Source organism: Inquilinus sp. 2KB_23 (assembly GCF_052115705.1).
In the GTDB taxonomy this organism is placed as follows: Bacteria; Pseudomonadota; Alphaproteobacteria; order DSM-16000; family Inquilinaceae; genus Inquilinus; species Inquilinus ginsengisoli_A.
The window spans coordinates 1-12,565 of the sequence record NZ_JBFRHF010000054.1; the positions used below are offsets into that span (position 1 = coordinate 1).

Sequence of the window (12,565 nt, forward strand, 5' to 3'; positions counted from 1 at the left end):
CGACCGGCCCGGCGGCCTCGCCCGGCCGCGCCAGYAGGATCTCGAGCACGCCGGCCCCGGCAGACGCCGCGGGCAGCGGCAGGCGCCAGCCGCGCTGGTCGGCGGCGCCGACCGCGGGCCGCGGGATCGGCTGTTCCGGCGGCGGCAGCACGCTGGCGACGGTCAGCGGCGCCTGCTTGCGGCCGAGGTCCTGCAGCACCAGGCGGTCCTGGTTGGGGATGTCGATGCCGCCCGGCTGTTCCGGCCGGGTGCGGAATTCGGTGCGGTCGGCGCGGATGATCGGCACCCCGCCTTCGAGCGTGACCGTGGTGTTGGTGGTGTAGGAGGAGATCAGGATTCCGGCGAACAGGATGACCACGACCAGGACGAAGCCCACCGTGGCGATGCGGCCCCAGGGCAGTGTCGCCTGGACCGGCCGGAGCTGGACCGTGGCGGTGGCCGGCAGAGCATGGGGTGCTTCCTGCCAGGTTCCGTCCGGTCCGAGTCGGATCTGCGTGGCGGTGTCGACCATCCCCTTCCCCTCAACTGATTCGGAATCTTAGTCCGAATCGGAGAAACGGGCGATAAGAATTTGATTCAATGCTGAAATAAGGTTGGAGACGGCTCCGGAAACCGCCTTTCCCGTCTCTCAGCCCTCATTGCCGGTCCCACGGGGTCGGTCGAGCCAACCTTTTGTTTTCCTTTTGTTTCCATCAACAAGCCCTCCCCTCATTGTCATTGCCCGGCTCGACCGGGCAATCCAGGGGCCACCGAGAACCGCTCTGGCCGCCCCTGGATGCCACAGTCGAGCCGTGGCATGACCAAAGCGAGGGTCCCTCAAACCGGCCGGTCCAGGGCGAACAGGCGCTGGTGCTCGAGCAGGGCGAAGCGGTCGGTCATGCCGGCGATGTAGTCGGCCACCACCCGGGCCTGGCCGGCGGCGCTGGCGGCCTCGGCCTGGCGGCGCCAGTCGGTCGGCAGCGTGTTGGGCTCGGCCATGAACAGGGCGAACAGGTCGCGCACCACCCGCCGCGCCTTGCTGGTCTCGCGGTTGACCAGATAGTGCCGGTAGACCTCGCGGAACATGAAGCCGCGCAGGACCTGGAGATCCGCCGCCACCGCGTCGGAGAAGGCGATTACCGCCTCCGGCGCCGCCCGCACCGCCTCGACCGAGGCCGGGCCCTGCGCCGTCAGCCGCCGCCGCGATTCCGCCAGCAGGTCGGTGACCATCTGGTCGATCACCCGGCGCACCGTCTCATGGATCAGCCGGCGCCGCGGCAGGCCGGGATGGCGGCCTTCGACCTCGGCCAGCACCGGCCCGACCAGCGGCAGCGGCCGCAGCGCGTCGAGGTCGAGCAGCCCGGCCCGCAGCGCGTCGTCGATGTCGTGGTTGGTGTAGGCGATGTCGTCGGCCAGCGCCGCCACCTGCGCCTCCGGCCCCGGCTGGGAGCCGAGGTCGAGGTCCCAGACCGCGCGGAACCCGTCGATCGTGGTCGGCAGCACCGCCCCGGGCAGCAGCGGCAGCAGCGGGCCGTTGTGCTTGACCACCCCCTCCAGCGCCTCCCAGCTCAGGTTGAGCCCGTCGAAATCGGCGTAGCGCTGCTCCAGCGCCGTCAGGATGCGCAGGGTCTGGTCGTTGTGGTAGAAGCCGCCATGCCCGGCCATCGCCGTGTGCAGCGCATCCTCCCCGGCATGGCCGAAGGGGGTGTGGCCGAGGTCATGGGCCAGCGCCACCGCCTCGCCGAGATCCTCGTCGAGCTCCAGCGCCCGGCAGATGGTGCGGGCGATCTGCGCCACCTCCAGCGTGTGGGTCAGTCGGGTTCGGTAATAGTCGCCCTCGTGGTAGATGAAGACCTGGGTCTTGTACTGCAGCTTGCGGAAGGCCGAGGAGTGGACGATGCGGTCGCGGTCGCGCTGGAACGGCGAGCGCATGCCGCTTTCCGGCTCGGGGTGCAGCCGGCCGCGGCTGCGGTCCGGACGTGAGGCATAGGCGGCGGTCATCGGGCCGAAGGCTAGTCGTGCCATGCGGGGCTGTCCATCGCGGCGGGTGCTTTGCATCCGGCCCCCGGCACCCTACATTGGGGGGGACCGGTTTCGACCGCCCGTTAGATCTGTGGAACACGCCATGCCCGACGATGGCCGCATCCTGAGCCTGACCGACAGCGCCGCCCGGCGGATTGCCGAGCTGCGCAAGGCCGAGCACAACGACGCTTTGATGCTGCGCATCGCGGTGTCCGGCGGCGGCTGCTCCGGCTTCCAGTACGGCTTCAGCTTCGACGACACGGTCAAGGGCGACGACCTGACCTTCCAGCGCAACGACGTCACCGTCGTGGTCGACGACATGTCGCTGGACTTGCTGGCCGGCGCCGAGATCGATTACGTCGAGGAGCTGATCGGCGCGTCCTTCCAGGTGAAGAACCCGAACGCCAGCTCCTCTTGCGGCTGCGGCACTTCCTTCGCACTCTGAGCCGCCGCGCCCGACGGAGTCGCGGCCGGCCTCGGCTTGCGAAGGAGTTCCCATGCGCCCCACCCTGCCCGCCTTGCGCCTGACGTCGATTCCCCGGGCGGAGGGCTGAGGCATGCGGATCGCGACCTGGAACGTCAATTCGGTCAAGGCCCGGCTGCCCAATGTGCTGGACTGGCTGCGCACCGCCGACCCCGACGTCGCGGTGCTGCAGGAGATCAAATGCGAGACCGACGGGTTCCCCCGCTTCGAGTTCGAGGCGCTGGGCTACAACCTGCTGATCCATGGCCAGAAGAGCTACAACGGCGTGGCCCTGCTGGCCAAGGCGCCGATCGAGGACCCGCTGACCGGCCTGCCCGGGGATAACGCCGACGTCCAGGCCCGCTATGTCGAGGCCACGGTGCGGGGCGTGCGGGTCGGCGGCCTGTACCTGCCCAACGGCAATCCCGTCGCCACCGAGAAATATCCCTACAAGCTGGGCTGGATGGACCGGCTGCGCGCCCGCGCCGAGACCCTGCTGGCCGCCGGCCAGCCCTTCGTCATGGGCGGCGACTTCAACGTCATCCCGGAGGAGCGCGACGCCGCCGACCCGGCCGCCTGGGTCGGCGACGCGCTGTTCCTGATCGAGACCCGGCGGCGCTTCCGGGCGCTGCTCAACCTTGGCCTGACCGATTCCTGGCGGGCGCTGAACCCGACCGCGATCGGCTACAGCTTCTGGGACTACCAGAACCGGGCCTGGCAGGCCGACAACGGCATCCGCATCGACCACCTCCTGTCCAGCCCGGAGATCGCCGACCGGCTCGACGCCTGCATCATCGACCGCGAGCCCCGCGGCCGCGACAAGGCTTCGGACCACACCCCTGTCATCGTGACCCTGGCGGAGTAGACGAAGCCTCCGGATCCCCTTATCCGCCAAGAGTTCGTCGTACGAATCCCCTCATGGTGGCGCGGGAAGCCTGCCTATACTGCGGACGGGCTTTTCCGCCCCGCCTTCCTGCAAGGCCGCCCGAGGGAGTGCATAAGCAAGAATGTCGCTTGTCGTCATCTTGGATGACCGGCCCACCAACCGGAACATCTTCTCCAAGCTCGCGGCCTCCCTCGAAAGCCAGGTCACGGTGCACGCATTCGGCGACCCGCTGGACGCGCTTGACTGGCTGACCGACCACACCCCCGACCTGGTGATCGCCGACTACAAGATGCCGCATCTCGACGGCGCCGAATTCACCCGGCGGCTGCGCGGCAAGCCGCATGTCGCCGACGTGCCGGTCATCGTCATCACCGCCTATGACGACCGCAGCTTCCGGCTGCGCGCGCTGGAGGCCGGCGCCACCGACTTCCTGCAGAGCCCGGTCGATCACCACGAATTCGTGACCCGGGCCCGCAACCTGCTGCGGCTGCGCCGCCAGCAGCAGCGCATCAAGCGCCGCGCCGCCACGCTGGAGCGCGAGCTGGAGCGCACCCGGCGGACCCAGGAAGAGGTGCTGCGCAACAGCCGCGAGGCCCTGGCGCAGGTCATCGACACCCTGCCGGCGATGATCAGCGCCGCCGACCGCGACGGCCGCTGCGTCTTCGTCAACGCCTACCAGGCCGCGATCAGCGGCTCGACCCCCGCCGCGCTGGTCGGCGAGGACATCGTCGCCGTGTTCGGGTCGGAGCGCGGCAAGCGCAGCCGCCAGCTCGACGAACTGGTCTTCGCCTCGGGCGAGCCGCTGCCGAGCTTCGAGGAGGTGGTCGAGCGCAGCGGCGTGCGCCAGGTGTTCCTGACCAGCAAGGCGCCGCTGCGCGACCCGTCGAACCAGGTGGTCAGCGTGCTGACCACGGCGCTGGACATCTCCGACCGCAAGCTGGCCGAGGAGCATCTGCACCATCTCGCCAACCACGATGCGCTGACCGACCTGCCCAACCGCGTGCACCTGCTGAACCGGATCCGCCAGGTCATGGCCCGCGGGCCGGGAACCACCTTCGCGCTGCATTTCCTGGACCTCGACCGCTTCAAGTCGATCAACGACGCGCTGGGGCATCATTTCGGCGACCAGATCCTGCAGGAGGTGGCGCGACGCCTGAGTTCGGCGGCACGGCCGGGCGACGTCGTCGCCCGGCTGGGCGGCGACGAGTTCGCCGTGCTGCAGACCGACCTGACCGGCGGCGACGATGCGGCCGCGGTGGCGGCGCGGCTGCTGGAGGAGATCGCCCGGCCCTATCTGCGCAACGACAGCACCGTCGCCCTGACCGCCAGCATCGGCATCACGCTGCACCCCCAGGACGGCGACGACCCGGACCAGCTGTTCCGCAACGCCGACCTGGCGATGTACCGGGCCAAGGCGGACGGCCCGAGCGAGTACCGCTTCTTCGCGTCCGAGCTGAACGCTGCCCTGCAGGATGCGGTGGTGCTCGAATCCGACCTCCGCGCCGCGGTCGAGAGCGAGCAGTTCGTGCTGCACTACCAGCCGCAGATCGACCTGCACACCGGCAAGATCGTCGGCGCGGAGGCGCTGATGCGCTGGCAGCACCCGACCCGCGGGCTGCTGCTGCCCGGCCAGTTCCTGCAGCTGGCGGAGGAAAGCGGCCTGATCATCGCCATGAACACCTGGGCGCTGCGCGAGGCGTGCGTCCAGGCCGTGGCCTGGGGGCAGGAAGGGCTGTCCCTGCGCGTCGGGGTCAATCTGACCTCGCTGCAGTTCCGTAAACAGGATATCTGCCAGCTGATCCGCCAGACCCTCGACGACACCGGGCTGCCCGCGTCGGGGCTGGAGCTGGAGCTGACCGAGGGCGTGCTGATGCAGAACGCGGAATCCGCGGCGACGAAGATCCTGGAGCTGCGCGGCCTGGGCGTGCGCTTCGCCATCGACGATTTCGGCACCGGCTACTCCTCGCTCAGCTACCTCAAATCCTTCCCGGTCCACCGCCTCAAGATCGACCGCAGCTTCATCCGCAATCTCGAGACCAGCCCCGGCGATGCCGCGATCGTCCGCGCCATCACCAATCTCGGCCATGACCTCGGCCTGGACGTGACGGCGGAAGGGGTAGAAACTAAAGAGCAATTGAAGACCATCCGCCTGGAGGGATGCGACGAGGTCCAGGGATTTTACTTCGCGCGGCCGATGCCGGACGACCAGCTGCGGGAGTTTGTACGGTGCTGGCCGGCCGATGGACGCGGCTTGTGATTGATCATTTCGAGTCAGGAGGATCAGTACAGGCTCCGCACAACGGCGTGATCTTGCCGGCAGGCCGGAGTCCTTGCCACCGATGACGGACGAGAAACGACAGCCCGAACCGAGATCCTTCGTTGCCCGGATGGCGCGGCGCCTGAAGACGCGCCCCGACAGCGAGCATGAGATGCGGCTCAACGGGCTGTGCTTCGCGACCGCGATCCTGGTCTATTTCCTGTCCACGGGCGGCTACAACCCCGACGCGATCCTGGTGCTGGCGGCCTATGTCTCGCTGAACTTCGCGATCCTGGGCCACATCCTGGTCCATCCCGGGATCTGCCGGCCGCGCCGCATCATCGCCCTGCTCGGCGACTTCATCGCCATGTTCTTCGAGATGCAGATCGGCGGCGAGACCACGGCGATCCTGTTCCCGATCTACCTCTGGGTGATCTTCGGCAACGGCTTCCGCTTCGGCCTGCAGTTCCTGGCCCTCGCCACCGCCACCGGCGTCATGTCCTTCGGCGCGGCGGTCGCGACGACGCCGTTCTGGACCGGCCATATGAGCCTGTCGGCCGGCCTGCTGGGCGGCATGGTGCTGCTGCCGCTCTACGCCGCGACGCTGATCCGCAAGCTGTCGATGGCCAAGCGCCAGGCCGAGGAGGCCAACCAGGCCAAGAGCCTGTTCCTGGCCAGCGTCAGCCATGAGCTGCGGACCCCGCTGACCGCCATCATCGGCATGGGATCGGTGCTGCAGGACACCGACCTCGACCCCGATCAGCGCGAGATGACCGGGACGGTGGTGGCGGCGGGGCAGAGGCTGCTGGCGCTGATCAACGACATCCTCGACTTCTCCCGGATCGAGGCCGGTCAGATGCCGGTCCCGTCGGGCGATTTCGACCTGCCGTCGCTGCTGGCGGAAATGCGGTCGATGGTCCTGACCCAGGCCCAGTCGAAGGGGCTGGACCTCACCACCCATGTCGGCCCCGGCGTGCCGGTGCGGCTGAGCGGCAGCGAACGCCATCTCAAGGACGTGCTGCTGAACCTCGCCGGCAACGCCGTCAAGTTCACCGAGGCCGGCGGCGTCCTGATCGACGTCGCCCTGGACCAGGATCTGGGCGGCCGCCTGAAGCTGCGCTTCGCGGTGTCGGACACCGGCATCGGCATCTCGCCGGAGGCGGCTCCCTATATCTTCGACAGCTTCCGCCAGGCGGACGCCACCATCATGGACCGGTTCGGCGGCACCGGCCTGGGCCTGGCGATCAGCAAGCGGCTGGTCGGCCTGATGGGCGGCGAGATCGGCGTCGACAGCACCCCCGGTGCCGGCAGCGTCTTCTGGTTCACGGTCGAGCTCGGCCGGGCGGCGGAGGTCGAGAACCAGCCGGCCGTCGAGGCGGTGCCCGTCCTGCTGGTCTCGCCGGATCCGGCGCGGCTGGAGCGGCTGGCCCGGCTGCTCGACCCGGTGGCGGCGACCGTCGCCGCCTTCGACAGCCTGGCGGCCGCGCTTGCCCACGCCCCGCCGCAATCCCCCGATATGGTGACGGCTGCCTTGATCGTCGACCGCCAGGTCGTGCCCGACGATCCCAGCCGCCGCACGGAGCTTCTGGCCATGTTGCGATCCTCGCCGACCCTGCGTCCGATCCTGCTGGACGACCGGCGTGCCGAGGCGGCGGCCCTGCCGCGGGTGCTGAAGGAAACCTTCGCCACCAGCATCCCGCTCGATGCGGACCGAGAGAGCGTCGTCGTCGCCCTGCGCATCGTCGCGACCGGTCGACGGCCCGCCGGCCGCGAGGCCGACGAAGCCGGCGGCCGCGAAGCCATCGCCGGGCGCCGGCTGCAGGTCCTGGTCGCCGACGACAACCGCATGAACCAGAAGGTGCTGCGCGAGATCCTGGTGCGGGCCGGCCACGAGGTCCGGCTGGTCGCCAATGGCGAGGAGGCGCTCGACGCGCTCGACGAGGCCGATTTCGATCTCGTGCTGATGGACATCAACATGCCGGTCATGAACGGCATCGAGGCGACCAAGCTGTATCGCTTCACGGCGCTGGACCGGCCGCATGTCCCGATCGTGGCGCTGACCGCGGACGCCACCGCCGGCGTCGCCGCACGCTGCGCCGAGGCCGGCATGGACGCCTGCCTGACCAAGCCGATCGAGCCCGAGACGCTGTTCGCCGCGATCGACGACATCCTCGGCGGCAACACCCCGATGGCGCGGCGGCGGGTGCTGCCCGACAATGTCAGGGCGCTGCCGCAGTCCAGCCCGGCTTCGGTGGACATGCGGGTGCTCGACCGGCTGGAGCTGCTGGGCGGATCCGATTTCCTGATCGAGCTGATCGATGACTTCCTGACCGATGTCGAGACCATCGCGGACGAGTTGCGCACCGCGGCACAGAAGGCCGATTCCCTGCAGTTCCGTGGCAGCGCGCACGCCCTGCGCAGTGCCGCGGCCAATATCGGCGCCGCCGGCCTGGCTACGCTGTGTGTCGAGTGGCAGGGCATCGGCACCGCCGAGCTGATCGCGCGCCGGGACGGCCATGTCCGGAAGCTCGAGGCGGAGCTCGAACGCCTGCGGCCGGCCCTGCTGCGGCGCCGCAACGCCGCCGCCCGGTCGGCCCAGAACGCCTGACCTCAATCAAAACGGCTGATCTCAAACAGACGAGGAGGCGACGGGTTTCCCCCGACCCGTCGCCTCAGCTGCCCCTTGGGCCCCACGGCCCGACGTCACTCTGCCGCGATCGGCACCACCGTGGCCCTCCGCCGGTCCTGCGCCGCGGTCAGCCGCCCCATCTTGCGGAGATCCGCCTCGCCCAGGCCGAGGCAGGCCTCGACCCAGATGTCGACCACGTCGCGCAGCTCGTCGAGCGGGATCGGGTTGACCCGCCGGCGCGCCTGGTACAGCGCACGGTGCGCATTGTGCTTGCGCCCGTGCTCGGCCACGTATTCGCGCACCGTCTCGGCGCCCTTGCCGTCTTCGGCCAGGACGTCGACCACCCCGATCTCGTGCAGCTCCTCGGCGGTGTAGATGCGGCCGCTGGTGATCATCTTCTCGGTCGCGATCGCGCCGATGCGCCGCGACAGGAAGCTGTAGGCGCCCATGCCGGGGAACAGGTTGAACAGGATTTCCGGCAGGCCCATCTTGGCGCTGCGCTCGGCCACGATCATGTCGAGCGACAGGGCGCATTCGAAGCCGCCGCCCAGCGCGTCGCCCTGGACCAGCGCCATGGTGACGACCGGCGTGTCGAAGGCGATGTGGTTGCGGTGGATCGCCTCGATCGCGATATGCGCGTAGCGCCGCAGCGCCGCGCGGTTGCGGTCCCGGATCTTGTCGGCGAACAGGCCCAGGTCGCCGCCCAGGCTGTAGATGCCCGGCAGGCCGGAGGCGAAGACGAAGTAGCGGACCGGCGCGTCCTCGTCCGACCGCTCCGCGAACATGCGCTGGATCGAACGCTGCATGTCGCTGATGTCGTTCAGCAGATCGGGGGTGAAACTCGGCCGCCCCTGGGGCTGCATGTAGCACCAATAGGTCTTGTCGGCGGGATCGAGCTCGACGACAAGATTGCGGTAATGACTGCGGGAAACCTCGATGTGTGCCGGTTCTCTTGCCCCCGCGTTGCCGGCCGAGCGTGCCCGATGGGAAGCAAAATGGGCCGGAAGCTGATGAGTCGCGGGGTTACCGATGTAAGGGGACATGTCCTACTCCTTCGATTGATGCCGACCGCTTTGGTCCAGATCGTCGTACGAATGGGGGCTTCTTCCGCGGTGCGGTGCGTCATTGTGTGCATTTCCGCATTTCTTGACTACCCGCGATCAATTAGCGAATTATTACCTAGTAATTTCAAATTCATTTGAAACAATATTTATTGAAATCTTCATATCATTGTATATCTCCAAATCGGAGTTTAATTATTTAAAATTAATCTCATATCGAATCGAGTCCACCTCAAGGACGACGTCAGTCGTCCTTTTGGGGAGGGGCAACGATTTGGGTGAAGGCGCCGTCGCGCGCCTAAGACTTCCTGCCTAGGGGCGGCAGGGCGGCCGCAGCACTCGTTGCGGCCGCCCCTTTAAAGTCGGCACAGACATTTGAGGGGCGCCGCAGAGCCGGTCCGACAGCGTCATATCGGGCCTGCACCCGCCACGGGGTCCTGCGCTTGACGCCGACGGCGCGCGCGAACAGGGTTTGCCTGCCCTCGTCCCGCCGGAGCGCGCCATGAGCCTCGAATCTCTGTTCGCCTTCACGATCGCCCTCGCCATCGCGGCCGCCCTGCCCGGCCCCGGCATCGTCGGGATCGTCGCCCGCTCGCTCGGCTTCGGCTTCCGGGCGGCGCTGTTCATGGTGTTCGGCCTGATCCTGGGCGACCTGACCTTCCTGATGGCGTCGCTGTTCGGCCTGGCGCTGCTGGCGCAGCAGCTGGGCGAGCTGTTCCTGGTGGTCAAGCTGGCCGGCGCCGCCTACCTGCTCTACCTCGGCTGGAAGCTGTGGCGCGCCCCGGCCAAGCCGGTCGGCGCCGAGGCCGCGACCGGCCTGCGCGAACCGCCGCTGCGCAGCCTGCTCTCGGGCCTGCTGCTGACGCTGGGCAACCCCAAGACCATGGTGTTCTACCTCGCCATCCTGCCGACGGTGATCGACACCCATGGCGTCACCCTGCTGGCGGCGGCGGAGCTGGCGGCCGTGGCGGTGGTGGTGCTGCTGGCGGTGCTGAGCGTCTATGCCGCCGCGGCGGCGCGGGCCCGGCGCTTCTTCACCAGCAGCCGGGCGATGCGCCGGCTCAACCGCAGCACCGGCGTGATCATGATCGGCGCCGCAGCCGGCGTCGCGGCGAGCTGAGGCCCGGACAACCGGCTGTCAGGCCGCCTGGCGGACCGGCGGCAGCTGTCGCAGGCTGTCCTCGATGAAGCCGACCAGCGACGCCTTGATCTCGCGCCGGCCGGTGCCTTCGCCGAACACCGCGAGCTCGACCTCGCCCAGGTCGGGGAAGCCCATGGCCGGCGTCAGCCGCTCGACATCCTCCGGCAGCGCGGTCTCGACCGTGACGGCGATGCCCAGCCCGGCCCGGGCCGCGGCGATCACCCCCATCACGCTCTCGCTGGTGTAGAGCACCCGCCAGGCCTGCCCCTGCGCCTTCAGCGCCTCCAGCGTGCGGCTGCGGAACACGCAGGGCGGCGGCAGGGCGCAGAGCGGGATCGGCGCGCCCGGCACCAGCTCCAGCCCCGGCGCGCGCAGCCAGGCCAGCCTTTCGCGATGGATGACCCGGCCGCGGGTCACGCCGTCGTCGCGCTTGGCGATGACGAGGTCGAGCTCGTGCCGGTCGAAGGCCTCGATCAGTCCGCTGCTCATGCCGACCCGGACCTCGATATGGACGCGCGGGAACACCCGGGCGAAGCGCGATAGCACGCCGGGCAGGTGCTGCGGCACGAAGTACTCGGCGATGCCGAGGCGGATCTCGCCCTCCGCCCCCGGCTCGGCGAAGCGCTGCACCGTCTCGTCGTTCAGCTCCAGCAGCCGGCGTGCATAGCCGAGCAGCAGTTCCCCGTCGCGGGTCAGCGCCAGCGACCGGCTGGTGCGCTCGAACAGCTGCCGGCCCAGCAGGGCCTCCAGCCGCTTGATCTTGACGCTGACGGCGGATTGGGTGCGGCCCAGCTTCGCGCCGGCGGCGGTGAAGCCGCCGGCATCGACGATGGCGGCGAAGGCGCGGAGCGCGTCGAGGTCGAGATCGGCTGTGGCCATGCCATCCATATGAAAACACGATCACAAAAATCTCAACTATTCATTTCCGCGATCGATCTCGTCGCCTCATCTTGAGCCGCGAACCCTTCGGGAGACGAGAATCATGAAAGCCATCGGTTACATCGACAGCCTGCCGATCGAGAACGAGCGGTCGCTGTACGAATTCGAGACCCCGGTGCCGATACCGGGCCCGCACGACCTGCTGGTTAGGATCGAAGCGGTGTCGGTTAACCCGGTCGACACCAAGGTTCGGGTCCGCCGCGCCGGCACCGCCGAGGCGCCGGTGATCCTGGGCTGGGACGCCGCCGGCACCGTGGCCGCGGTCGGCAACGCCGTCACCCGGTTCCGGCCGGGCGACACCGTCTATTACGCCGGCGACCTGACCCGCCCCGGCACCAATGCCGAATACGGGCTGGTCGACGAGCGCATCGCCGGCCGCAAGCCGGAGAGCCTGTCCTTCGCCCAGGCCGCCGCCCTGCCGCTGACCGCGATCACCGCCTGGGAGGCGCTGTTCGACCGCTTCCGCCTGCCGGTGGGCAAGGCCCCGACCGACGACGCGATCCTGATCGTCGGCGCCGCCGGCGGCGTCGGGTCGATCGCGGTGCAACTGGCCCGCCGCCTGACCAACCTGACCGTGATCGGCACCGCCTCGCGCCCCGAGAGCCAGAAATGGGTCGCCGAACTGGGCGCCCATGCCGTGATCGACCACACCAAGCCGCTGTCGGAGGAGCTGGCGCGGATCGGCCGGCCGCAGGTGCGCTACGTCCTGTCGCTGACTCACACCGACCGGCACTGGGACCAGATCGCGGCGTCGCTGGCGCCGCAGGGCGAGATCTGCTTCATCGACGACCCCGGGGCGCTCGACATCATGAAGATCAAGGGCAAGGCCGGGGCGGTGCACATCGAGTTCATGTTCGCCCGCTCGATGCACCAGACGCCGGACATGGTCCAGCAGCACAAGCTGCTGACCGAGGTTGCCGGCCTGGTCGATGCCGGGCTGGTCAAGACCACGCTGGGCGAGGTGGTCGGCCCGATCACCGCCGCCAACCTCCGCCGCGCCCACGCCCTGGTCGAAGGCGGCCGCACCGTCGGCAAGCTGGTGCTGGCCGGGTTCTGAGCGGCTACTTCCCCGGCGCCGAGGGCACGTACCAGCCGCTGGGCAGCCCGCTGGCCTGGCGCCGGACCGGCGCCGGGCCGGCGGGCGCCGCCGGGGCGGACCGCGCCACCCGGGTCGGGGCGACCGTCACC

At 69.1% G+C, this 12,565-nt stretch carries 9 protein-coding genes and 1 pseudogene; 6 read left to right on the top strand and 4 right to left on the bottom strand.

Annotation, left to right across the window (positions count from 1 at the left end; all coding sequences use genetic code 11):
• Positions 1-511: pseudogene (locus tag AB4112_RS35480) on the bottom strand (hypothetical protein); the annotation flags it as partial.
• A gap of 305 nt (positions 512-816) precedes the next feature.
• The gene (locus AB4112_RS35485) at positions 817-2,004 is read right to left on the bottom strand and encodes a deoxyguanosinetriphosphate triphosphohydrolase (RefSeq protein WP_309792927.1); all 1,188 of its coding nucleotides are present in this window, start codon (positions 2,002-2,004) and stop codon (positions 817-819) included.
• Positions 2,005-2,104: 100 nt separating this feature from the next.
• On the opposite strand from AB4112_RS35485, the gene erpA reads away from it, so the two are divergent.
• From erpA to AB4112_RS35505, 4 genes are all read left to right on the top strand, one after another.
• Positions 2,105-2,446, top strand: a complete 342-nt coding sequence (gene erpA / locus AB4112_RS35490) for an iron-sulfur cluster insertion protein ErpA (RefSeq protein ID WP_309792930.1) — start codon at positions 2,105-2,107, stop codon at positions 2,444-2,446.
• A 112-nt stretch (positions 2,447-2,558) separates the two neighbouring features.
• Positions 2,559-3,329, top strand: a complete 771-nt coding sequence (xth, locus tag AB4112_RS35495) for an exodeoxyribonuclease III (protein WP_309792931.1) — start codon at positions 2,559-2,561, stop codon at positions 3,327-3,329.
• 142 nt (positions 3,330-3,471) lie between these two features.
• Positions 3,472-5,607 carry a putative bifunctional diguanylate cyclase/phosphodiesterase gene (locus AB4112_RS35500; RefSeq protein WP_309792933.1) on the top strand — a complete coding sequence of 712 codons (2,136 nt, stop codon included), beginning with the start codon at positions 3,472-3,474 and terminating at the stop codon, positions 5,605-5,607.
• A gap of 82 nt (positions 5,608-5,689) precedes the next feature.
• Positions 5,690-8,215: a response regulator gene (locus AB4112_RS35505; protein WP_441727131.1), complete on the top strand. Its 2,526-nt coding sequence runs from the start codon at positions 5,690-5,692 to the stop codon at positions 8,213-8,215.
• A gap of 95 nt (positions 8,216-8,310) precedes the next feature.
• Here AB4112_RS35505 and AB4112_RS35510 read toward each other — a convergent pair whose 3' ends face one another.
• Positions 8,311-9,279 carry a crotonase/enoyl-CoA hydratase family protein gene (locus AB4112_RS35510; protein WP_309792937.1) on the bottom strand — a complete coding sequence of 323 codons (969 nt, stop codon included), beginning with the start codon at positions 9,277-9,279 and terminating at the stop codon, positions 8,311-8,313.
• Positions 9,280-9,799: 520 nt separating this feature from the next.
• Here AB4112_RS35510 and AB4112_RS35515 point away from each other — a divergent pair.
• Entirely contained in the window at positions 9,800-10,417 is a 618-nt protein-coding gene (locus AB4112_RS35515; protein WP_441727134.1) for a LysE family translocator, read from the top strand.
• An 18-nt stretch (positions 10,418-10,435) separates the two neighbouring features.
• Here the strand turns inward: AB4112_RS35515 and AB4112_RS35520 are convergent, their stop codons facing one another.
• On the bottom strand, positions 10,436-11,317 hold the full coding sequence (locus AB4112_RS35520; RefSeq protein WP_441727136.1) for a LysR substrate-binding domain-containing protein: 882 nt from the start codon (positions 11,315-11,317) through the stop codon (positions 10,436-10,438).
• A 103-nt stretch (positions 11,318-11,420) separates the two neighbouring features.
• Here AB4112_RS35520 and AB4112_RS35525 point away from each other — a divergent pair, with 103 nt between their 5' ends.
• Entirely contained in the window at positions 11,421-12,434 is a 1,014-nt protein-coding gene (locus AB4112_RS35525; protein ID WP_441727138.1) for a zinc-binding alcohol dehydrogenase family protein, read from the top strand.
• Positions 12,435-12,565: the final 131 nt, after the last annotated feature.